The sequence below is a fragment of the Bradyrhizobium sp. BRP20 genome, from assembly GCF_020194215.1.
Taxonomy (GTDB): domain Bacteria; phylum Pseudomonadota; class Alphaproteobacteria; order Rhizobiales; family Xanthobacteraceae; genus Bradyrhizobium; species Bradyrhizobium yuanmingense.
This window is the reverse complement of record NZ_JADYVY010000004.1, coordinates 119590-142059: the sequence shown is the minus strand read 5'-3', so window position 1 is coordinate 142059 and position 22470 is coordinate 119590. Positions and strand designations below refer to the sequence as shown.

At 65.6% G+C, this 22470-nt stretch carries 23 protein-coding genes; 14 read left to right on the top strand and 9 right to left on the bottom strand.

Features of this window, described 5'->3' with window-relative positions; genetic code table 11:
* The first annotated feature begins 28 nt into the window (after positions 1-28).
* Positions 29-1027 carry a P1 family peptidase gene (locus tag I6F33_RS11965; RefSeq protein ID WP_036012870.1) on the top strand — a complete coding sequence of 333 codons (999 nt, stop codon included), beginning with the start codon at positions 29-31 and terminating at the stop codon, positions 1025-1027.
* Between the two features lie 53 nt (positions 1028-1080).
* Entirely contained in the window at positions 1081-1293 is a 213-nt protein-coding gene (locus tag I6F33_RS11960) for a KTSC domain-containing protein (RefSeq protein WP_225142606.1), read from the top strand.
* 13 nt (positions 1294-1306) lie between these two features.
* Here I6F33_RS11960 and I6F33_RS11955 read toward each other — a convergent pair whose 3' ends face one another.
* A complete protein-coding gene (locus I6F33_RS11955; protein WP_109143249.1) occupies positions 1307-2056 on the bottom strand; it encodes an EF-hand domain-containing protein in 750 nt (249 codons plus the stop codon).
* A 254-nt stretch (positions 2057-2310) separates the two neighbouring features.
* Between I6F33_RS11955 and rpe the strand changes: the two genes are divergently transcribed.
* The 5 genes from rpe (at position 2311) to I6F33_RS11930 (ending at position 4287) form a co-directional block, all read left to right on the top strand.
* Positions 2311-3012, top strand: a complete 702-nt coding sequence (gene rpe / locus I6F33_RS11950) for a ribulose-phosphate 3-epimerase (RefSeq protein ID WP_036012875.1) — start codon at positions 2311-2313, stop codon at positions 3010-3012.
* A gap of 47 nt (positions 3013-3059) precedes the next feature.
* Complete coding sequence (locus I6F33_RS11945; protein WP_225142605.1) at positions 3060-3659, top strand: hypothetical protein; 600 nt, start codon at positions 3060-3062, stop codon at positions 3657-3659.
* 89 nt (positions 3660-3748) lie between these two features.
* The gene (locus tag I6F33_RS11940) at positions 3749-3889 is read left to right on the top strand and encodes a hypothetical protein (RefSeq protein ID WP_167361692.1); all 141 of its coding nucleotides are present in this window, start codon (positions 3749-3751) and stop codon (positions 3887-3889) included.
* Between the two features lie 5 nt (positions 3890-3894).
* Entirely contained in the window at positions 3895-4077 is a 183-nt protein-coding gene (locus I6F33_RS11935) for a hypothetical protein (protein ID WP_225114378.1), read from the top strand.
* Positions 4078-4098: 21 nt separating this feature from the next.
* Positions 4099-4287, top strand: a complete 189-nt coding sequence (locus tag I6F33_RS11930; RefSeq protein WP_036012880.1) for a hypothetical protein — start codon at positions 4099-4101, stop codon at positions 4285-4287.
* A 27-nt stretch (positions 4288-4314) separates the two neighbouring features.
* On the opposite strand, the gene I6F33_RS11925 is transcribed toward I6F33_RS11930, so the two are convergent.
* The 5 genes from I6F33_RS11925 to I6F33_RS11905 all read right to left on the bottom strand — a co-directional run bounded on the left by I6F33_RS11925 (position 4315) and on the right by I6F33_RS11905 (position 8662).
* Complete coding sequence (locus I6F33_RS11925; protein WP_225142604.1) at positions 4315-5748, bottom strand: bifunctional serine/threonine-protein kinase/universal stress protein; 1434 nt, start codon at positions 5746-5748, stop codon at positions 4315-4317.
* A gap of 3 nt (positions 5749-5751) precedes the next feature.
* A complete protein-coding gene (locus I6F33_RS11920) occupies positions 5752-6492 on the bottom strand; it encodes a metallophosphoesterase (protein ID WP_057029497.1) in 741 nt (246 codons plus the stop codon).
* Between the two features lie 118 nt (positions 6493-6610).
* A complete protein-coding gene (locus I6F33_RS11915) occupies positions 6611-7216 on the bottom strand; it encodes a hypothetical protein (protein WP_109143243.1) in 606 nt (201 codons plus the stop codon).
* Positions 7209-7895, bottom strand: coding sequence for a hypothetical protein (locus I6F33_RS11910; RefSeq protein ID WP_036043556.1), 687 nt, complete (start codon positions 7893-7895; stop codon positions 7209-7211). The genes I6F33_RS11915 and I6F33_RS11910 overlap by 8 nt, the downstream gene beginning before the upstream one ends.
* Positions 7892-8662, bottom strand: coding sequence for a MotA/TolQ/ExbB proton channel family protein (locus I6F33_RS11905; RefSeq protein ID WP_036027818.1), 771 nt, complete (start codon positions 8660-8662; stop codon positions 7892-7894). The genes I6F33_RS11910 and I6F33_RS11905 overlap by 4 nt, the downstream gene beginning before the upstream one ends.
* Before the next feature lie 198 nt (positions 8663-8860).
* Here I6F33_RS11905 and I6F33_RS11900 point away from each other — a divergent pair, with 198 nt between their 5' ends.
* On the top strand, positions 8861-10231 hold the full coding sequence (locus tag I6F33_RS11900; protein ID WP_225142601.1) for a sensor histidine kinase: 1371 nt from the start codon (positions 8861-8863) through the stop codon (positions 10229-10231).
* A gap of 7 nt (positions 10232-10238) precedes the next feature.
* A complete protein-coding gene (locus tag I6F33_RS11895) occupies positions 10239-10892 on the top strand; it encodes a response regulator transcription factor (protein WP_036027820.1) in 654 nt (217 codons plus the stop codon).
* Positions 10893-11343: 451 nt separating this feature from the next.
* On the opposite strand, the gene I6F33_RS11890 is transcribed toward I6F33_RS11895, so the two are convergent.
* Positions 11344-11931, bottom strand: coding sequence for a TetR family transcriptional regulator (locus I6F33_RS11890; protein ID WP_036012895.1), 588 nt, complete (start codon positions 11929-11931; stop codon positions 11344-11346).
* 566 nt (positions 11932-12497) lie between these two features.
* Here I6F33_RS11890 and purB point away from each other — a divergent pair.
* Both purB and I6F33_RS11880 read left to right on the top strand, forming a co-directional pair.
* Complete coding sequence (gene purB, locus I6F33_RS11885) at positions 12498-13805, top strand: adenylosuccinate lyase (RefSeq protein WP_225142598.1); 1308 nt, start codon at positions 12498-12500, stop codon at positions 13803-13805.
* A 168-nt stretch (positions 13806-13973) separates the two neighbouring features.
* Positions 13974-15146 (top strand): M20 aminoacylase family protein, encoded by a 1173-nt coding sequence (locus I6F33_RS11880; protein WP_225142596.1) that lies wholly within the window; start codon positions 13974-13976, stop codon positions 15144-15146.
* Between the two features lie 120 nt (positions 15147-15266).
* On the opposite strand, the gene I6F33_RS11875 is transcribed toward I6F33_RS11880, so the two are convergent.
* Both I6F33_RS11875 and I6F33_RS11870 read right to left on the bottom strand, forming a co-directional pair.
* Positions 15267-17057 (bottom strand): caspase family protein, encoded by a 1791-nt coding sequence (locus I6F33_RS11875; protein ID WP_225142884.1) that lies wholly within the window; start codon positions 17055-17057, stop codon positions 15267-15269.
* A gap of 192 nt (positions 17058-17249) precedes the next feature.
* On the bottom strand, positions 17250-19157 hold the full coding sequence (locus I6F33_RS11870; protein WP_225142594.1) for an acyl-CoA synthetase: 1908 nt from the start codon (positions 19155-19157) through the stop codon (positions 17250-17252).
* 226 nt (positions 19158-19383) lie between these two features.
* Here I6F33_RS11870 and I6F33_RS11865 point away from each other — a divergent pair, with 226 nt between their 5' ends.
* From I6F33_RS11865 to murI, 3 genes are all read left to right on the top strand, one after another.
* Positions 19384-20463 carry a preprotein translocase subunit SecD gene (locus tag I6F33_RS11865; protein ID WP_225142592.1) on the top strand — a complete coding sequence of 360 codons (1080 nt, stop codon included), beginning with the start codon at positions 19384-19386 and terminating at the stop codon, positions 20461-20463.
* Positions 20464-20692: 229 nt separating this feature from the next.
* A complete protein-coding gene (locus I6F33_RS11860; protein ID WP_036012905.1) occupies positions 20693-21499 on the top strand; it encodes a Crp/Fnr family transcriptional regulator in 807 nt (268 codons plus the stop codon).
* A gap of 136 nt (positions 21500-21635) precedes the next feature.
* Positions 21636-22433 carry a glutamate racemase gene (gene murI / locus I6F33_RS11855; protein WP_036027824.1) on the top strand — a complete coding sequence of 266 codons (798 nt, stop codon included), beginning with the start codon at positions 21636-21638 and terminating at the stop codon, positions 22431-22433.
* Positions 22434-22470: the final 37 nt, after the last annotated feature.

Sequence of the window (22470 nt, the reverse complement as noted above, 5' to 3'; positions counted from 1 at the left end):
ATCGTGAATTCTCAAACACGAGGCCGCCTTGAAGAACCTTCTCACCGATATCGCCGGCGTCCGGGTCGGCCACGCCGAAGATCCGAAAGTCGGTTCCGGTGCGACCGCGATCATCTTCGATTCTCCTGCGATCGCCGCGATCGACGTGCGCGGCGGCGGCCCCGGCACGCGCGAGGATGCACTGCTCGATCTCGCCAACACGGTCGAGCGCGTCGACGCTATCGCGCTGTCGGGCGGCTCGGCCTTCGGCCTCGACACCGGCGGCGGCGTGCAGGCCTGGCTCGCCGAGCAGGGCCGCGGCCACCGGGTTCGCGAAGCGCTGATCCCGATCGTGCCGGGGGCGATCCTGTTCGACCTGCTCAATGGCGGCGACAAGGCCTGGGGACGCTTCTCGCCGTATCGCGACCTCGGCTATGCCGCGGCGACTGCCGCCACCAGCGCGGATTTCGCGCTTGGCAGCGCCGGCGCCGGTTTCGGCGCCACCACCGCGACGTTCAAGGGCGGGCTTGGCTCGGCATCGGCCGTGACGCCGAGCGGAATCAAGGTCGCGGCGATCGTCGCCGTCAACGCCGTGGGCAGCGTCACCGTCGGCAATGGCCCGTGGTTCTGGGCGGCGCCGTTCGAGGTGGACAGCGAATTCGGTGGACGCGGCCTGCCGGACAAGTTCACCGAGGACATGCTCCGCATGCGCATCAAGGGCGGTCCTGCCGCGAGCGCGCGCGAGAACACCACCATCGGCGCCGTCGTGACCAACGCGGTGCTGACCAAGCCCCAGGCCAAGCGGCTGGCGATGATCGCGCATACCGGCTTCGCCCGCGCGATCTATCCGGTGCATGCGCCGACCGACGGCGACGTGCTGTTCGCCGCCGCCACCTGCGAAACGCCGATCGAGCCGCTGGTTGGCCTCACCGAGCTCGGCACGATCGCCGCCAACGTGGTCGCCCGCGCGATCGCCCGCGGCGTCTACAGCGCGACGGCCCTACCGTTTCCGGGCGCGCAGCCAACCTGGCAAGACCGGTTCGGCTAGACGAGAAACGAAACCGTCACCCAAGCGTTATCCGGCGGACAAGGTGTGCGGCCATGCCCTCTTCCGTGATCCGCTTCTTTCGCTATTCGCCAGAGAAACGCGAGCTGAAGGTGACGTTCGTCAGCGGGCGCCTCTATGTTTATGCGGATGTTCCGCCCGAGGTCGCTGCCGCGTTCGGGGATGCGCGCGCAAAAGGAACGTTCTTCAATCGCGAGATCCGCGACCGCTATGCCTGTCGTGACATCACGCACGAACTTGCCGGGTAACTTCGGGACGCGCTCACACGCTGATCGACATCGATGAAGCTGCTGATCCCGCAGTGGCCTGCGCCTGGCGCTGCATCATCTGCCCGAACCAATCATAAGGCGAATTCCCGCCACCTTTCGCATTCGACGAGCTGGCGGCGCCCGGCACCGTGGTCGACATCTTGAAGCCGTCGGCATAGGTGACGGTGGTGGTGGTCGAGCCGTCGGCATTGGTCGTCGTGGTCGACGTCGAGCCGCGGCTGGATTGCGACGAGGAATCCGAGCCATCGCCCGCGCCTTCCGCGTGATCACGGCCGTGACCGCCCCTCAGCGCCTTCGTCATCTCGCCGAGATTGACGCTGCCATCCGCATTCGCGTCCATCTTCGAGAACACGTCGTCGGCCTGGGCCAGGTTGGTGCCGCCCGCGCCGAGCGCGTCCTCGAACTCGGACTTGGTGATCTTGCCGTCGGCGTCAGCGTCGATCTGCGAGAACAGATCCTTCAGCGCAGCCTCCCGGCTCTTCGACGACGAGGATGTGCCGTTGGCCGACTGGCCCTGCGCCGCGAACAGCGCATTCATCGTCTCCGCCGAGATCTGCGGATATTTACCTGCATTGACCGACGAGGTCGCGCCGGTCGTGCTGCTGCCGCTGTCGATTGCGAACGGATTGGTCGGCGCGCTCTGCGAGGAGCCCGACTTGTGCGCCGCCGACGACGATTTCGCGTTCGTCAGCGACTGGATCGCGTCGAGCGCGCTCGATACCGCACCAAGGGCGAACAACATTGCACAACTCCAACAGGATGCGGCATGCCGCGACCAATGTTCTGCGGCTGAAGTCAGCAAGCGCCGTGCCATCGCGAAAATCTCAACGAATTCCGCATCCGTCGGGTCGTGCAGGCCGCGGGAACATCGGCAATTCATGCCGCCGGCGGCAGAAATTTCCGCCCACAGGAAGCCCGCCCTCCTGCATTGCCCGGCACAAGGGCCCATGTTAGGCGAGGCCATTCGTCGTCCGTACGCCCCCGGGAAAACGCGCCATGACCCAAGCTTTCGCCCCCCGCCCCCTGGCCATCGCGCCCTCGATCCTGGCCTCGGATTTCTCGAAGCTCGGCGAGGAGGTGCGCAGCGTCGACGCCGCCGGCGCCGACTGGATCCATCTCGACGTGATGGACGGGCACTTCGTTCCGAACATCTCCTACGGCCCTGACGTCATCAGGGCGATGCGCCCGCACACCAAGAAGATCTTCGACGCGCATCTGATGATCTCGCCCTGCGATCCCTATCTCGAGGCCTTCGCGAAGGCCGGCTGCGACCACGTCACCGTGCACGCGGAGGCAGGTCCCCATTTGCACCGCTCGCTCCAGGCGATCCGCGCGCTCGGCAAGAAGGCCGGCGTCTCGCTCAATCCGGCGACGCCGATCAGCGCGCTCGAATACGTTCTCGACCTCGTCGACCTCGTGCTGGTGATGTCGGTCAATCCCGGCTTCGGCGGCCAGGCCTTCATCCCCTCCGCGATCAACAAGATCCGGGACATCCGCGCGATGGTTGCGGGCCGCCCGATCGACATCGAGGTCGACGGCGGCGTCGGCCCCGATGTCGCGGGTGCGCTCGCCGCAGCCGGCGCCAACGCTTTCGTCGCGGGCACCTCGGTGTTCAAAGGCGGCACGCAGGAGGCCTACAAGACCAACATCGCCGCGATCCGCAACGCGGCACTTGGGGCACGCGGCGAGGCGATCTGAGATCATCGCTATCCGAACCGGAGCCGCGGCCGCTACGACCAAGTGGAATGGATAAACTCCGCGCCACTCCGTTTACTGCCGGCCTGCTTCGTCTTCTCGCCGAGTCCCTTCAGGATGGAGAGCAAGTGGTCTGGCAGGGGCAGCCCGACGCCACCGCCAACGCGACAATGTGGCGATTTCTCTGGTGGATCGGATTTCCCTGGTTGTTGCTGACCGTCATCGCCGTCAGCAACGATTGGATCGACCAAGCGACCCAACCTCTGGCAATGATTGGAGTTGGGATGATTGCAGCTCCGTTCGTGATGCTGCTGCAAGACCTGCAGACGCTTTATGTGATCACCGACCGCCGCGCGCTGATCGTGCGCACGGCCTGGAGCAGACGCAGCGTGACCGCTACTTCGTTCGACGCCATGGATGAAGTGTTCGAAATCCTCGACATCGGCGGCGGCGTCGGCCACCTGAACTTTGCGTCAGGGCGCTCGACCCGTTCGCCCGATACCGACTACACCGGGCGCTATGGGTTTCGCTGTGTTCGAGACGCAAGGCGCATCCGGGATATCCTCGATCATGCGCGCACCGGCAAAGTACGTCGGTCGCACGCGGGAAGAACTGCGGCTTCCACGGGTTCTGCAAGGCGCAAAGCTTAAAATTGTAGCCTTGGTCCGTACTCATCCGGACTTCCCTGATTCGCGCAAATCACTGCAAGTGATTCCTGCCTGTTTCGCGGGAGCACATCATGACGACGACCCTGGTCTGGACTGGCGTGGCGTTGTGGATTGGTTTCAGTGCGTTTGTGGTGTTCGGTCCCTCGGCCGGACCGGTCGAGGCCCCGGCACGTCCGGCCCGCAACATCCGTCGCGACCGCACCAGGGGCTGACGTCCATGCAGATCGCACTCGTGAGACGTCAGCCGAAGCGCCGGTGCCGGATTCCACGGCGCCCGCATCCGAGCCTCGATTATTTCTTCGGCCGCCTCGAGCGCGGCGATGGCACGCTGGACGACGATGCCGGGCTCGACAATTCGGACCTCGACCTCCGTTCGCCCGGCTCGCCGCGCCGACACTGAGACTCCTTTTCCGGACCGCCCATGAAACCGCATTGCCCGAACTGCCTGAAGGAAATGACCAAGGCGTCCGCGTCGCGTAACCTGTTCAATTGCGAGCCCTGCCGCGAGATCATCCAGTATTTCGGCGGCAGCGCCGATCACGGCGAGCCGGGACCGCAATTCTCCTGGCCGATCCGCCGCAAGCGCGCATTTGCCGTCCACGCGGCCTGATCCGGCCCGCAAATCGCCCCGGCCGGCCTAACCTTCGCCGGCATCCGGCCCGCCGCCGTCCCCCGCCAATCGCGGCGGCCGCACCACGGTGACGGTGCAGCTCGCCTCCGAGGCCACCTTGGCCGACACGCTGCCGAGCAGCATGCGCCGGAACGAGCTCTGTCGCGCGCCGATGATGACGTGGTCGACCTGGTTGGCCTTGGCAAACTCCAGGATCGCGGCGGCGGGATCGACCGCCTCCAGCACATGAGCCGACAGCCGGCTCTCGTCCAGCTTGAGCGGCGTTGCCCAATGCCTGAGCGCGACCAGACGATCGATATGCTTGTTGGAGCCCTGCTCGTCCAACGTCCGATCGATCGCAATCCGGTTCAGCTTGAGCACGTTGACGCAGGCAAGCCGCGCCGAGGGCAAAGTGGCGAGGATGCGCTCGGTGGTCACGCGCAGCGCCTCGTTCAGCTCCGGAGCGCCCTCCGCCGTGTCGAGCGCAACGGCGAGGATCGGGCTCGATGCGATCTGGGCTGCGACATCCGATTTCGCGCGCGGCACCATTGCGCCCTGGTTGAAGCGCCGGCGCCAGACGATGCCGAGGGAATCGCGCTTCACCCGCTCCGAGCGCGCGGTGAGCTTGACCTGGTCCGGATAAGCGAGATCGAAGGCAAGCTGGGCCGCAGTCGGATAGCGCCACACCGGCTCGATCTCCAGACAGCGCAACACCACCTCCTGAAGCCAGGGCGGATAATCCGCACGAAGCTTCCGCGGCGGATGCGGATCGCGCCACAGCCGGCGCCGCATCGCCCGCAGCGTCTCGCCCTCGCCGAACGGCCGCTCGCCGGTGGTGAAGAAATAGAGCAGCACGCCGAGCGAAAACACATCGCTGCGCGGATCGTCGCGCACCCCGAGCAGCCGCTCGGGTGCCATATAGGGCGCGGTGCCGTAAGGCAGGCGGAATTCCTCCTGCAACAGGTCCGGCAGGTGGTTGTGATGCGACAGGCCGTAGTCGATCAGCACCGCTTCGCCGATCTCGCGGAACATGATGCTGCTCGGCTTGATGTCGTGGTGGATCACGTTCTGCCGGTGCAGATCCGCAAGCGCCGTGGCGATCCTGGCGACGAGCTGCCGCGCCTCGTCATAGGGCAGCGGCAGGTCGGGGAGCCGCTTGTACAGCGTGGCACCTGGAATGCGCTCGATCACGACATAGGCTTGGCGGGCGAAATCACCGGTGCCGAAGCAGGCCGGCACGTGCGGCCCCGCCAGCCGCGGCAGGATCATCATCTCCATCTCGAAGGAAACGATCGCGGCGGCGTCCTCGCCCTCCGACACCCGCGGGATCTTCATCAGCAAGGGCACGTCGATGCCGGGATGGGTGACGGTCCACAGCGTCGCCATGCCGCCGGCATGAACGCATTCGCCGATCGTAAAACCGTCGATCTCCGCGCCTGACTTGACCAGGGGTTTCGGCATCCGTCAGCGCCCCTGCAACAAGCGGTCGGCAAGCCAAGGCGGCAGGCCGTTGTCGCGGATCCTGCTCGCTGCGGTCTCGACGTCATAGGGCGCGCGGCAATAGGTGATCTGGCACGACTCGGTGTCGAACAGCACGAAGGCCGCCGACGGATCGCCGTCGCGGGGCTGGCCGACCGAACCGAGCACGGCGAGCCATTGCCGTCCGCGCAGGAGCTGCACGGGGACGTCGGTCTTCGGCACGAAGCTCGTCATCTTCGCCGTCACCGACATCGAATAGAGCGCCGGCCTGTGGATGTGGCCGCAAAAGGTGACGTGGGCCCGTGTCGCAATCAGGCTCTTGGCGGCGTCCACGGTCGAGCGGACATAGTGCCAGCGCTGGGGATGCGAGGCTTCCGCATGCACGAACAGGCGGCCATCGTCCTCCACCTGCATCGGCAATTCGGCCAGAAACCGCCGCTGCGCCGTGTCGAGGCGGCCGCGGGTCCATTCGATCGCGATCTGCGCCTCGGCGTTCATCGTCTCGGCCGTGGAATTGATCGCCTGGTCATGATTGCCGCGCACCGCGACGGCGCCCTGCGCGACCAGCTCCATCGCGGTGTCCACCACCCATTCCGGATCGGCGCCATAGCCGACGAAGTCGCCGAGCAGGACGAAGCCCTCTGCGCCCTTCGCATGCGCGATCTTCAGGCAGGCCTCGAACGCCTGCCTGTTGCCATGGATATCCGAGAAGACAGCGAGAAGCACGCACCCTCCACCCCTCAAATTCTTATTCGAGGCCGATGAGGCCAAATTGAGGGAGGTCAACAGGATGCGCCAGCACTGGGCCGTTTGCCAGCGCTGCTCTACGATGATGGTGATGGGCCTATTGCTCGTCCTTCGGCGGCATCCGGGGCGGCGGAATCGGCGTGAACACCGCGTCCTGGGCACCGGCCGGCGGCGCAGTGAACTCGCCGGTCGAGGAATCGCCGCCGCTGGTCTCCAGGATGGTCTTCGGCGTCACATATTCTCGAACCAAGTCGATCAGGCTGCCGTCGCCGCCGCCGAAATCCGCCGCGCGCCCTCCTTGCGGATGTCCGGCCGCGATCTCGTTCTCGGCGGCGTGGGTCTTGTCGGCCAGCCGGTCATTGTACGGCACACGAAAAGCGCGCGGGATGCCGCTCGGGCGATTGTCCTCGTCCAGCGCCTCGACCCAGAGATAGATCGAGCCGGGATCGCCCTCAAGCGAATGCGGCTCGACGATGCGGGCCTTCAGCAGCTTGAAGGTGGTCGGCAGCCGCTCCGTGCTGGCCCAACCGAGCAGGCCGCGCATTTCGGTGAAGCTGACGATGTAGAAGGTGCTGGTCACGACCACGGCGACCGCCTTCAGCGACCAGTGCAGCCGCGCATAGACCAGAACGACCAGCAGCAGCGCGCCGATGACGGCATACGCGATCGACAGCGTCAGGATGACCGTTTGCAGGTTACTCACGGCGTACCCTCGTAGCGTTCCTGCTCACACCGGTCCTGGCATCGAGATCGCCGCCGTTGCGCCAGCTGCTGCGGAACGTCTCCAACAGCGATTTCGGCCGCTGATCGACATCGACGACCTTGCCTTCCGCATCGATCCGGAATCGGACCGCGGTCTTCTCGTCGCCGGTGTGGTCGAGCGTGAACTTGTTGTCGAAGATCACCTGCGCGGTCGGATTGAGCTTCTGCACCTTCACACTGGCCGTCACAGGCTCGCCCGTGGTGGCGACGAAATGCGAGACGTTCACGACGTACTCGCCGGCGAGGATGCCACGCACGGTGACGATCTCCTCGCGGATCGGCGAGGCGATCTTCTTGCCGTTGACGATGATGAAATTGTTGGCCCCGCCGCGGTCGTCGCGGTCGAGCGTGAGGAAGCCGGCCTCGCGGTGGCGATACCAGGCGATGTTGCCGGCGGGATCCTGCACGAACAGGTCGAGATCGTCGGGGTGGTTGTCCGGCCAGTCCAGCGTGATCATGAACTCCGCCTTGGAATCGATCTTGCCGTCCTTGGCGTCGGGGGAGACCGCCAGCAGCGCCAGGAAGAACAGGAAGGCGATCACCTGGAGCGCCTTGAACAGCATCACGCCCAGCGGGTCGAACGGCTCCTCGCGCGGATAGAGACCGAAATCATCCATCATGACGGCGTTCCCGAACCCTTGCGCTCCAGCACCGGCGTCACATAGGTCTCGGTCAGCACCACCGCGTCCGAGAACACCCGCTGGGTCGCGGCGTCGAGCATGTAGTACTGGATGCGGATCAGGATCGAGCCGACAAGGCCGGCCAGCGTCGTGTACATCGCGATCGCCATGCCGTCGCTCATCAAGCCCATCGAGGAGCGCATCGCGACCTTGTCGGCGGCGTCCAGCCCCGCGATCGGCGCCAGCATGATGATGAAGCCGATGATGGTGCCGAGCAGACCGAGCTTCATCAGCGTATCGGAGACGAAGGCGCCGAACCCGTTGGAGCCGCGCAAGCGATCGGCGAGATTACGTAGCAGCAGCGTCTGGTCGACCGGCCGGTAGTCCTGCGCCGCGGCCTTGGTCACCAGGCTTTCGATGTGGTCGCGCACCAGACCGCGCGGCAGCGCCACGGCGCTCGCATCGAGCGCCTTGCTGCCGCCCGCTGCCGACAGCACCGCGCGGCAGCGCCGCGTCGCCGCCCCTTCCCGCGCGATGGCCCGGGTCCGCAGGAAGCAGTGGCCGCAGGTGAGGACGTAGAGCGCCGCGATCACCGCTGAAATGTAGGTGCGATCCGAGGTCAGCATCAGGTGAATCAGGCCGAAGCGCCACAGCAGCACGACAGCGAAGATCGACAGCCCGGTGAAGATCATCCAGAACAGCAGCGCGCTGCGCTCGGATGGATCGGCAGCCTGGCTTGCGATTGGTCCAATCGTTATCGAACTCATGCTGCACCGCTCCTGGCTTGCAGGCGCCGGCCTGCAACGTGTCCTCACCGATTAGATCAAAGCCGCCGTTTCAGGTCCAAAGACCCATGCCCAATCCGGCTTGGGAAATTTGCCCGAGCTGCAATCCCTAGCGTTCTGCGATTGGCAAGGCACGGCGGCGTTGTTAGGCTGACCTTAGCAAACGTCGGGGGTGATCGCATGCGCCTCGTGCTTCAGCTTGTAGCTCGCCTGCTTCTAATCGTAGCGCTGTGCCTGGGAGCCGCGACCGTATGGGCCACGTTCGATGCCTATCGCAGCGTCGATCGGGCGACGGCGGCGTCGGCGCAGCGGGTCGCGCAGGCGCTTCAGGCGCTGTATTGGCGCGAGCTGTTGTTGCGCAGCAGCAGGGCGCGCGAGCATCTCCTGCCGGTTCCGGACTGGCGCACGCTGGAGACGATGAAGCTGATCTCGCCCGGCGTCTGCGTCGAGTTCCAGCCCGCGGCGGCCTTCGAGAAGCCGCTCTGCGGCCAGAGCGAGGGGCTGGGCAAGACGCCGCCGCGCTGGTTCGCCGCCATCGTGCCGAGCTTCCTCGGCAGCCACGCCGAGGTGGTGCGGCCCGTCAGTCCCCGCGCCGCAGCCGCCGGCGCCGTCGTTGCGACGCCCCATGCGGCCGCCGCGGTCGCGCTCGCCTGGGACTACGTCCTCAACGTCATCGACGTCGCGCTGCTGATGGCGGCGGCGATCGCCCTGCTTGCTTCGCTCGCCATCGCGCACGCGCTGGCGCCGGCGCGCGCGATCGTCACCGCGCTTCAGCGCATGGCGCGCGGCCAATATCGCACCAGGCTGCCGCGCTTCCGCTCGATGGAGCTGGCGATGATCGGCAGCGCCGTCGGCGAGCTCGGCGGCCGGCTGGAGGAAGCGACCGAGCAGCGCGCCGCGCTGACGCGCCGCCTGATCGAGATCCGCGACGACGAGCGCCGCGCGCTCGCCCGCGAGCTGCACGACGAGTTCGGGCAGAATCTGTCCGCCATTCTCGCCTTCGCCAACACGATCGAGACGGCGAGCACGAAGCGGCACAAGGATGATGGGATCGCGCAGGACGCGCGCATGATCTCGCAGGCGACGCACCATCTGATGGCTTCGCTGCGCGACGCGCTGAACCGGCTGCGCAATCCGCTGCCGGAGGAGCTCGGGCTCGAGGCGAGCCTGGTCAATCTCGTCGACAGCTGGCGCTCGCACAGCGCCGCGCGGCCGGCGATCCAGCTCGATCTCAGGGGCGACCTCACCGATATCAGCGGCCCGGCCGCCACCACCGCCTATCGAGTCGCACAGGAATGCCTGACCAACGCGCTGCGCCACAGTGCAGCGCGCGAGATCTCGCTCCGCGTCGAGCGGCGCGCCGGCGAGGACGATGCGCTGCTGATCCGCGTCGAGGACGACGGCGGCGGCGATGCGGAGCGTGTCGCGCAATCGGCCGGCTTCGGCCTCACCGGAATCCGCGAGCGCGTCACGGCCGCCGGCGGATCGCTGTCGATCCTGCCCGCGAACCGCGGCCTCAGCATCGCCGCCACCATTCCGCTCGCTGCATGAGGCCGGAATGAACGAGGTGGCGGCAACAGGCATCTCCGTGCTGCTGGTCGACGACCATCCGATCGTGCGGCAAGGCTATCGGCGCGTGCTGGAGAGCCAGGGCGATTTGCATGTCGTGGCGGAAGCCGACAACGCCGCCGACGCCTACGGCGCGTTCAAGGCGCATGACCCCGACGTGGTCGTGCTCGACATTTCGATGCCCGGCGCGAGCGGGCTGGAGGCGATCCGCAACATCCGCGCCCGCAGCCCGCGGGCGCGCATTCTCGTCTTCACCATGCACAATGAGGCCGTGCTGGTGAAGGCGGCCTTCGGCGCTGGCGCCTCCGGCTTCGTCACCAAGAGCAGCGAGCCGTCCGCGGTCGTGAACGCCATTCGCAGCGTCGCCCGCGGCGAGCGCGCCATGAGCGATGACATCGCACATGTGCTGGCGGAGGACAGCCTGTCGCCGACCGGCTCGGTGCTGGACCAGTTGGGCGAGCGCGAGATCGAGATTTTGCGCCAGTTCGCCGGCGGCGCCACCACCGAAGAGATCGCGGCGCATCTCAATCTCAGCGTCAAGACCGTGCAGAACTATCACTACCTGATCAAGTCGAAGACCGGCGCGCGCACCGATGCGCAGCTGGTGCGGCTCGCCGCGACCTGCGGGCTGACGAGGATCTAGCAGCAAAGCTGCCGCACAGCCTCATCCCTCGCGATCCTCAATCTGCCGAACGAAATTGGAACGGTTCCGATCCGGCTCCGGTTAGTACGGCAGACAAGGAGTAAAGGGTCATGAGTAAGGGTCACCCCAAAGCAGTCGACCATCCCCCCATCATCACAGTAGGCGAGCTCATCGACGAACTTTGCCGCCTGCCGGACACCGCCATCGTCCACTTTCGCTGTCCGATGTTCGATCAGGAGCTGACATTCTACCGGCTTCGAAGGCGGTCGAAGGACGCCGTCGAAATCGCCGTCAACGCTTATCCGGATAGTCCGCCGGTCGTGCCATCGTCCGATCCTGCCTTCCACACGCGCAGACATTCGGCATCCGCACCCTTGCCCCGCGACGGCGCCGCTCTCCAGAAAACGCGAGGTTGATTGACAGCACCCAGGGCTGAACGGGTTCTGCGGCCTTAGGCCGCCTTGAGCCCACGCAGCAGCAGCGCCAGCGTCGCATCGAGGCGCGCGGGGAGATCGGCGTCCTTCCATTCCTCGGCATGGGCCGGATGGTGGAAGCGGACGGTCGCATCGAAGATCGCGCGCGCGGTCACCTTGACGTCGCCCACGGCGAACTCGCCCTGCTGCACGCCGTCGGTCAGGATCGCGGCGATCTGGTCGATCATAGTGTCCTTGTGGCACTTGACGGCCGCGCATGCCTCACGCGCCAGAGTCAGATAAGTCTCGAACATTTCAGGATCGTCGAGCACACGCGAACGCTTGGCCGCGAACAGCGTGCGCAGCCAGCGGTCGAGCCTGTCGGGCGCCGACCCCTGCTCCCTGGCGATCGCCAGCAGCGGGGCGTCGATGCGGTCCAGCCAGCGCTTGGCAACGGCCTCGCGCAGCGAGGCCTTGCTGGGGAAATGACGGTAGACGCTGCCGTGGCTCACATCGAGCGCACGGGCAACGTCGACCACGGTGGCCTTGGCAAGTCCGTAACGCCTGAGCACGTCCTCGGTGACTTCGAGGATCCGCTCCGGCGTCAAGACAACAGCTTCATTCATGCCAGCACCATGTTCCCGTTCAGGGCTCAGTTTACTCCGCCAGTAGGGCTGCTTCCGAAGCGCCCTGGCCGGTCGTTTCGGAAAGCCTATGCCTTAATGCGGCAGTTTTGCAGCCTGCGCCGCGATCTGGCGCGCCACCAGCAAATTGAGCCAATGCCCAATCACGCCAGTGAAATTGAGGATTTCGGTCGTCATTGTCTAAGTCTCCATTCGTCCGCGGTCCCCGCTCTTCAATCCGCCCTCCGATCCGAGCGTGGCTCGGATGTCGGGCTCCCCGGGGCTTGTCGCGGGACGCCCAATCGGAGCGTCCGAGAACGGATATATACACGTCCCGCTGACAGATTTCAATATCTGTCAGTCAATGATCCGTGATTGACAGTTAATATCTGCGGCCAGGCGCCGCCATCCCGGCCGGCCGGTCCGGTGGAAAGGTCGGCGATGCCCTTCTTCCGGGGCCCCAGACCGTTTGTTTCGCCCTGCCTGCTCTGTTACATCACGGCGTAAAAAGCATTTTGGCCGGCGCCGCCGTTCTCGGGACCGCCCGCCCACCTTCCTGGAGCCGCCCCATGATCCCCCGCTACACCCGCCCGGAAATGGCCTCGATCTGGGAGCCGCAGACCCGGTTCAAGATCTGGTTCGAGATCGAGGCGCATGCGGCGGACGCCCTCGCCGAGCTCGGGACCATCCCCAAGGAGGCCGCCCGGACGGTCTGGGCCAAGGCCAAGGACGCCGTCTTCGACGTCGCCCGCATCGACGAGATCGAGCGCGAGACCAAGCACGATGTCATCGCCTTCCTCACCCACCTCGCGGAGATCGTCGGCCCCGAGGCGCGCTTCGTGCACCAGGGCATGACCTCCTCCGACGTGCTCGATACCTGCCTTAACGTCCAGCTCACCCGCGCCGCCGACCTCCTGCTCGCCGACCTCGACAAGGTGCTGGCCGCGCTCAAGAAGCGCGCCTTCGAGCACAAGATGACGCCGACTATCGGCCGCAGCCACGGCATCCATGCCGAGCCCGTCACCTTCGGCCTCAAGCTCGCTTATGCCTATGCCGAATTCACCCGTGCCAAGGAACGTCTGATCGCGGCGCGCAAGGAGGTCGCGACCTGCGCGATCTCCGGCGCCGTCGGCACCTTCGCGCAGATCGATCCGCGCGTCGAAGAGCATGTCGCCAAGGCCATGGGACTCGTGCCGGAGCCGATCTCGACCCAGGTGATCCCGCGCGACCGTCACGCGATGTATTTCTCGACCCTCGGCGTGATCGCCTCCTCGATCGAGCGCATCGCCGTGGAGATCCGCCACATGCAGCGCACCGAGGTGCTCGAGGCCGAAGAGTTCTTCTCGGAGGGACAAAAGGGCTCCTCCGCCATGCCGCACAAGCGCAACCCGGTGCTGTCGGAGAACCTCACCGGCCTCTCCCGCATGGTGCGCGCCTATGTGACGCCGGCACTGGAGAACGTCGTGCTCTGGCACGAGCGCGACATCTCGCACTCCTCGGCCGAACGCATGATGGGCCCGGACGCCACCGTGACGCTCGACTTCGCGCTGGTGCGCCTCGCCGGCCTGATCGACAAGCTGCTGGTCTATCCCGCCAACATGCAAAAGAACCTCGACCGCCTCGGCGGCCTCGTGCATTCGCAGCGCGTGCTGCTGGCGCTGACGCAGAAGGGCGCCAGCCGCGAGGACGCCTACAAGCTCGTGCAGCGCAACGCCATGCCGGTCTGGCGCGGCGAAGGCGACTTCCTTCAGCTGCTGAAGAAGGACAGTGAGGTGAAGACATATCTCACCGACGCCGAGATCGAGGAGCAGTTCGACCTCGGCTATCACCTCAAGCACGTCGACACGATCTTCAGGCGCGTGTTCGGGGAAGCGTAGGATCGTAGGGTGGGTTAGCCTTGCGGCCTGCGCGAAGCGCAGTCCGCTGGGCGTAACCCACCTCTTTCGCTCCCACGGAAACCGTGGTGGGTTACGCCTAGTGGATGCGCTTGCGCATCCACGGGGCTAACCCACCCTACAAACGACAACCAGAAAACGGATTCCCTCATGCCCATCGTCAATCGCGTCGCCGCCCTCTTCGACGAAATGGCCGCCTGGCGCCATGACTTCCACGAGAACCCCGAGCTGCTCTACGAAGTCCACCGCACCGCCGGCATCGTCGCCGATCGCTTGCGCGAATTCGGCTGCGACGAGGTGGTGACGGGTATCGGCCGCACCGGCGTAGTCGGTGTGATCCGCGGCCGCAAGTCGGCCTCCGGCAAGACCATCGGCCTGCGCGCCGACATGGACGCGCTGCCGATCATGGAGACGTCGGGCGTGCCTTATGCCTCGAAAGTCCCCGGCAAGATGCACGCCTGCGGCCATGACGGCCACACCGCGATGCTGCTGGGCGCGGCCAAATATCTCGCTGAGACGCGCAATTTCGACGGCACCGCCGTGATGATCTTCCAGCCCGCCGAGGAAGGCGGCGGCGGCGGCAAGGCCATGGTCGAGGACGGGCTGATGACGCGCTGGAACATCCAGGAGGTCTACGGCATGCACAACATGCCGAACCTGCCCGAGGGCCATTTCGCGACCACGCCGGGTGCGATGCTCGCCTCCTCCGACAACATCCAGATCACCATCCGCGGCAAGGGCGGCCACGCCGGCGCCGGTCCGCACAAATCTGTCGACAGCGTGCTGATCGGCTCGCAGATCGTCAACGCGCTGCAATCGATCGTGGCGCGCAACGTTGATCCGTTGAAGTCCGCCGTCATCTCGATCACGCAATTCCACTCCGGCACTGCCTTCAACATCATCCCGGAGATCGCCGAGCTCGCCGGCACCGTGCGCACGCTCGATCCCGAAGTGCGCGATCTGGTCGAACGCCGCATCGGCGAAGTCGCCGACAGCATCGCGCGCGCCTATGGCGGCTCGGCCGAGACGAAATATACGCGGATGTATCCGGTGACGATGAACCATGCACGCGAGGCCGCGCTGGCCGCCGACGTCGCGCGCGACATCGTCGGCGCCGATCGCGTCAACGACAAGTTCGTTCCGATGATGGGTGCCGAGGACTTCTCCTTCATGCTGGAAGCGCGTCCGGGCGCGATGGTGCTGGTCGGCATGGGCGACGGCAACGAGTGCCACCACCCGGCCTACGTCTTCAACGACAACATTCTGGGTCACGGCGCCTCGTTCTGGGCGCGCCTGGTCGAAACGCGGATGCCGGTGGGCTAAAGCATGATCCGGAAACGTGCGGAGCGGTTTTCCGAGAAGATCATGCTCAAACAATAATCCAAAGCGCGATGACGATTCATCCTAATCGCATCGCGCTTTAGCCGGCCGGCACTCGCCGGTTCAGTTGCAAACTTCGATCATGCTGGTGCCGCTGGTCATCCTGTTGCCCCATCCTTCGAGCCGACAACCCTGCCGGACCGGCCGGCACCCTGCACTGTTGCAAAAGATCTGACCGGTCGCCTGCGGCTTTGACGGCGCGGACTCGCTTGCCTTCCGCTCATCATCTCGCGGCTTCGAATTCTCGCGCGTCGCAACCGGCTTCTTCTCCTGCACCTTCTCGCATTCGTTATTGTCATTGACGCGATAACCAGCCTGGCAGGCGATCTTGACGCATTGATCGCCATTGGCCTTGAAGCCGAAATTGCAGACCAGCGGACAAACCCGTCCCGGCTTCGCCTTCAAAGCATCGAGCGCATCGACACTGGCGAGCTTCACGTCGTACTGGGTGCCGGCATATTTGTTGAACAACGTCAGCGAGCGCTGCGCGGCCGAGCTCCACTCACTCTCTGCAGACGAGGCCAGGCAGCCGACGCGACGCAATTCGCTCTGTACCGATTTTGAAAGCTCGGCTGCCGACAATGTGGATGTGGGCCCGGGCGCGAGCGCGGCCACTTTCTGGTCGGGCATCTTCAAATCCGCGGCGGGCTTTGCGGTCTGCTCCGCTTTCTCCGCCGCCTGCTTTGCTGCGAGCTCGGCCTTGGCCTTCTCTGCCGCCTGTTTCTCGGCCAACGCTTTCGCGGCCGTCGCCTCGGCGGCCTTGCGCTGCTGCTCGGCGGCCTCGGCCCTCGCTTGCTCGATCTGCTTCTGCTTTTCCGCTGCGATTCGAGCGTTCTCGGCGGCCTTGGCGGCGGCCGCCGCCTTCTCCTGCTCGGCCTTCTGGGCGCGCTCGGCAATCAGCCTCGCCTTTTCGTGCTCGGCCGCCTTGGCCTTCTGTTCGGCCGCCGCACGCGTCTCCTCGGCCGCGATCTTATTCAACTGGCCCTTGGCGAGGTTGGCATAGAAGCCGTCTGGATACGCGGCCAGGAACGCCTCCCAGCCGTCGCGCGTCGCAAGCTGGAGCGCGAGCTCGTAGTCCCTGCGAACCGCGTCCTGCGGGTTTGCCTGCGGACCGGTTGGTGCCGGCTTCACCACGAGCGACACGTCGTCGCCGCCGAGCGAGCCATACACATAGGGCTCCTGCTTGTAGCCGGTGGTCTTGAGCACGTCGTCGCGCACGAAGCCGAACGCCTTGCGCAGATCGAGGCCCGGCTTCGGAAGGTGCTCGACCAGCGCGGCGGCGAACGGACTGTTGCGAGAATCGCCGTCGGATGCGGTCGAGCCGGCCTTCGCGGCGAAGGCAATCATCGTGTTCGGGCTGGTTGGCTCCACCTTGGCAAGGCCGCGTCCGATCGCCCGCGAGGCGAGCGTGCGCTTCATCGTCTTCGCAAAGGGGTTATCGCGGCAGGCGTCGAGGATGATCAGGCGCAGCTGCTTGGCCGGCTCGACTGCGAACAATGCGCGCTCGACAGGGATGGTCTCGTCGAGGACGTCACCATCGGTCTCCAGCGTCGCGTCAGTCGGAATGAGATAATTGTTGCCGTCCAGCTCGATGCCGTGACCGGCATAATAAATCACCGCCATGTCGGCGTCGCGAACCCTGCCGGCAAACTCACGCAGCGTCCGCCGCATGTCACTGGCGCTGAGATCGAGCCTGACATCCACGGAATCGAAGCCCGCCTTCTTGAACATACCGCCGACCAGGGTGGCATCGTTGGCGGGATTGTTGAGCTTCGGCGCGCTCTTGTAGGCGGAATTGCCAATGACGAGCGCCACCCGCCGATCGGCGTGTGCCGATCCGCAGGCAAGTCCCATCATCATTATCAACAACGCAAATAGCCGAACCGGAATCACTTGCGCCCCCCCGGGATGCAATGCCCTGAGACTATTCGCCAGCGTCGCCGAATGCCAATTCTTCTTATGTGATGCCCCTCACGTAGAAGCATCCGATCGCGCTATGGATAATGCGGTGAAGCGTCGCCTGCCACTTGGTGGCTGAGTGAGCGTCTACGCCTGCACCACCTCGTGGCGCATCACGAAGGGTGCGAGCAGTGCGTGCACCTCCCCCTCCACCGCTTCGCGCTGCCCTGCCGGCAGACCCGTCAGCGTCACGGTCGCGATCGAGCCGTGGCTGCCGTGCGGACCGACCTTCACCTTGCAATCGATGCCGCGCTCGACCAGCGGCGCCAGCACCTTGGTGAACACGCGCGCGGCCGCGTCCCAGCGCAGCTGCGGCTTGAACACCTTGCCGACGCCCGTCACCGGCATCGGGTCGATCGGGATGACCTGCACCGGGACGGCGGCGCGCTCCGGCGTGCGCTCGCGCACCCACGCTTCCAGCTCGCCCGGCTCGACCTTTGCGCCCGGCTTCAGCTGCACGTAGCCCACCGGCAATTCGCCAGCGTAAGCGTCGGGCTGGCCGACCACCGCGGCGAAGCCTACGGCGGGATGTCGGAACATGATCTCCTCGATCGGCGCCGGATCGATGTTGTGGCCGCCGCGGATCACGAGATCCTTGGCGCGGCCGGTGATCCACAGATAACCGTCGGCATCGAGCCGGCCGAGATCGCCGGAATTGACCCAGACCCCGTCGATGAAGGCACCCTTGTTGTGCTCGTCGTTGAGATAACCGCCGAACACGCCGGGCCCGGCCATGATGACGACACCGATCTCGTCCGGCTTGCAGTCGCGGATCAGGCGGCCGTCGGCGTCGAGCTGCACGATGCGCACGCGCGCATAGGGCATGGGAAGGCCAACCGAGCCGAGCCGGATCGGCCGGCCCGGATAAGCGAGCGTGTGCACGCTCGAGGTCTCGGTCATGCCGTAGACCTCGACCACCGGCAGCTTCAGCGTCTCCTGAATCGCCGAGCCGACCGCGACCGGAATCGCCGAGCCGCCGCCGGCCGCATATTTCAGGCTCGAGATATCCGCGTTCCCAGGCGGCACCGCGAGCGTCGCTGCGAGCACGGTCGGCACGCTCGACAGAGCTTCAGGCTTGAAGCGCGCGACGAGCTGCCAGATGTTCTTCACCGCATTCGGGTTGCGCCAGCCGCTCGGCGACAGCACGACCAGCGAACCCCCGCCCGACAAAGTCGTCAGCACCTGCGTCAGAGATCCGCCGACGTGAAACAGCGGCATGCCGAACAGCAGATTGGCGCCGGGTTTCCCCTTCAGCAACAGATTGAGAGCCCAGGCCTGATAGACCTGGTTGGCATGGGTATGCCGCACCAGCTTGGGCGTACCCGTGGTGCCGCCGGTGTGGAAATAGGCTGCGATGTCGCTGCCGCGAATCTTGCGCCCGCTGACCAGCCGATCCGACGGCTGCTGCTTGATCAGGTCGCTGAAGGCGAAGATGCCATTGGCCGGATCGCCGCCGCCGAACACCTGCACGATGGCTTTCAGATGCTTCAGCTGCGGGCGGATCTGCTCGACCTTCTGCCAGATGTCGGTGCCCGGCATCGGCCCGAGCGCCACCAGGATCTTGGTGTTCGCAGCTTCCAGGATTTCGGCGAGCTGGTGCGGCTCGAGCAGCGGATTGACGGGATTGGCGATGCCGGCGGCCTCGGCGCCGAACAGAGTGACGAACGCATCCGGCACCAAGGGCAGCATGAAGCTGATGACGTCGCCCTTCTCGGCGCCGAGCGCGTGAAACATGTTGGCGGCCTGGGTGACGCGCGCGATGAAATCGCGGTGCGTGACGACCAGCGGCGTGTCGGCAGGATCGGCATTTTGCAGGAACTGGATCGCCGCCCCGTCGGGATTGCGCTCGGCACCAAGCCTGATGGCGTCATAGGTGCTCTCGGCCGCGACGCGGTCGGCGTAGGGGACCTGCTCGAACGCCCGGACCTCCTCGTCCGTCAACAGTTCCGGATAGTCGTTGCCGATCAACCGATCGAGCGCGTGGATGCCCGCCATGAATTCCGTCCTCCCTCAGATGCATGTCCCCGCCGCCGTATCTTTTGACAGTTTGGTTCGGCGAGGTCTCGGCCGTGTTCGGCCGAGCCGGACCAGAATGATGGATGATTTGCCGTTCGTCCATTGCCTACCGGCTGCGCCACTTGAACCTCTGCGCCTGATCGAGGGACCAAGAACTGCCACTGAATTCACTCGCCAGCGCCCTGCCGCAAGACTCGAGGTCATCATGACGACGCCCCTGCGGAACCGGATCGCACGGCTGGTCGCTGCGTTCACAATGGTATCCGCGATCGCCCTGCCCGGTGCCTCGCTTGCCGACAGCCAGCTCGACAAGGTGCGGGTCAAGGTCGCCGCCTTCATCGCCGACAAGATGGAGAAGCTGGGCGGATCGCGGATCGTCTACAGGGTCGACACCGATGCCTTGCGGGAGGCGGTCGTCACGGATTTGCGCGACGACGTCTACAAGATTCTGCGCGAGGGCCGCATCGCGTTCTCCGGACTTGCGATCCGCGACGGCGGCGTCGACGTGAAGATCGCTGACGGCAAAGGCCGCGAACAGCTCACGCGCAAGCTCGTCGCGGCGGCGGAGGGGTTGCCGACACACGCGCTCAACGTCACCGACGCCGGCGACGGGCTGCTCAGGCTCGCGCCGACCGATGCCGCATTCGCCGCGCGGCTGCGCGACCTCGTCGAAGATTCCATCGCCATGATCGAGCAGCGCCTCAAGGACGCCGGCGTCAAGCTCGCCAGCGTCCAGCCCGAGGGAATGGACCGTATCCGCATCTTCCTGCCCGGATTGATGGAGCCCGAGCAAATCACCGCGATCTTCGCCAGGAAGGTCAAGGTCGGCTTCCGCCTGATCGACCTCTCGATGTCCGCAGAGCAGGCGCAATCGGGCACGCCGCCGGCGGGCACGGAAGTCCTGCTCGGCTTCAAGGACAAGCTTCCTTATCTCGTCGCCAAGGACAGCGCCCTCGAGGGCGGCGAGATCAGCTATGCCGGCCCGGGATTGACCGGCGACAGCAAGGAGCCGATCGCATCGTTCCGCTTCAACGGCCGCGGCACGCGGCGCTTCGCCCATATCACGGCAGAGAATGTCGGAAAGCCTTTTGCCATCGTGCTCGACGACAAGGTGATCTCCGCGCCCGTGATCCGCGAGCCCATCACCGGCGGCTCCGGCCAGATTTCCGGCAATTTCACCCTGGAAGAGGCCAACAGCGTCGCCATGCTGCTGCGCGCCGGCTCTCTGCCGGGGCGGCTCGGCCTCGTCGAGCAGCGGGTCGTGCAACCCGCCGCCAAGCCGTAAACGAAGGTCGCTTCGGGCCCGTCAGCGACGCTCAAGCCCGCACGGCTGGCCCGAATCACGGGCCTGCGCGGCCGGACGCGCAACCAACGGGCAATTGCCGAAACGCCCGATCAGGCTAAAATTTGCCCCTTGCGGCACGATGGCCGGAAGCGTCATTCAAGCGGTCGTCATTCGATTTCGGCTATACGGGTGCCGACCAGGACTGAATGCCTTACGTGGGGTTAATACCATGCCGTCCGGCAGCGCAGACGTTTCGTCGATCCTCGACCGCATCCTCGAAGCGGCCACGGACAACCTCAGGATCGCGAAAATCCTGGTCCAGATGGGGCTCGATCCCGACAGCGTCACCTACGAGGCGATCTTCAACCGGCTCCTGGAGATCTTCGTCCACAACATCACGCTCGCCAATCTGTTCGCCGTGGTCGGGGCGGTCTTCTTCGTCGCCACCCTCTTGATGCGGACAATGGTGCCGCTGCGCGTCGCCAACATGATCGGCTGCGCGTTCTTCGCTCTCTTCGGCGCGCTCTCCGCCAACGTCGCGACGTTCCTGCTCTATCTCCTGATGCTTCCGATCAACGCGCTGCGCCTGCGGCAGATGCTGAAGCTGGTCAAGAAGGCGCGCCATGCGGCCGAAGGGGACATGTCGATCGAATGGCTCAAGCCATTCATGACCGAGCGCAGATACCGGCGCGGCGACATCCTCTTCAAGATGCGTGACCCAGCCAACGAAATGTTCCTCACCGTCACCGGCAAGTTCCTGGTCAAGGAGATCAACGTCGAGATCGGCCCCGGGGCGCTGATGGGCGAGCTCGGCTTCCTCACGCCGGACAACCGGCGCACGGGGACGGTCGAATGCATCGAGGACGGCCAGGTGCTGACCATCACCTATGACCGGCTGCTCGAGATCTACTTCCAGGATCCGCAATTCGGCTATTACTTCCTGGTGCTGACCAGCCAGCGCCTGTTGCAGAACATCGATCGCCTGCAGAAGCAGCTGGCAACCGAGCGCGGGACCACCACCAACAGGATCGCGTGAGCGCCGCGCGGCCAATGTGACGCCGGGGATGACGACGCAGCGCGTCCGTGACACGAGACGCCCCCGGGTCTTTGCGGGATCGCCGCAAAATCGCCCTAAAAACCGAATGGTAACCATGCCGGGCTAGGGTGGCGACGTGACCAATTCTCCGACGATCCTGGTGTTCGATTCCGGCCTTGGCGGGCTCACGGTGCTCCGCGAGGTCGTGGCGGCGCGGCCCGACGCGCATTACGTCTACGTCGCCGACGACGCCTTCTTCCCCTATGGCCACCACAGCGAGGACGAGATCATCGCCCGCGTCGTGCCGCTGATGGGGGAGCTGATCGGCCGGCATAGTCCAGACCTCGTCGTCATCGCCTGCAACACGGCGTCCACCCTGGTCCTGTCTCACTTGCGCGCCGCCTATTCCGTAGCCTTCGTCGGCACGGTGCCGGCGATCAAGCCGGCCTGTGCGCAGTCCAGGACCCGCCGCGTTTCGGTGCTCGGCACCAAGGGCACGGTGAAGCGCGAGTACACCAAGGCGCTGATCCGCGATTTCGCACAAGGATGCGAGGTGACGCTGGTCGGCTCGCCCGAGCTCGCTTCGCTGGCCGAAGCCGCGCTCGGCGGTAGCCCGATCAGCGACGAAGCCATCCTCGCCGAGCTCGCTCCCTGCTTCGTCGGCGACGCCTCGGATGCGAGCGCGCGCACCGACACTGTGGTGCTCGCCTGCACGCACTACCCGCTTCTGCTGGACCGGATGAAGAAGCTCGCGCCCTGGCCGGTCGACTGGATCGATCCGGCGCCCGCGATCGCCCGTCGCGTCTCCGACCTGCTCGGCCCGCCGACCGGCGGCATCGCGCAGTCCGGCGCCGAGATGATTTTTACATCGAACCGCGTGCATGGTCTCAGCGCCACGCTGACGCCGTTCTTCGGCGGACGCGCGGTGGCCTGAGCTTGCGCACTGGCGGCGCGCTGCTAGGCTTTGCCGT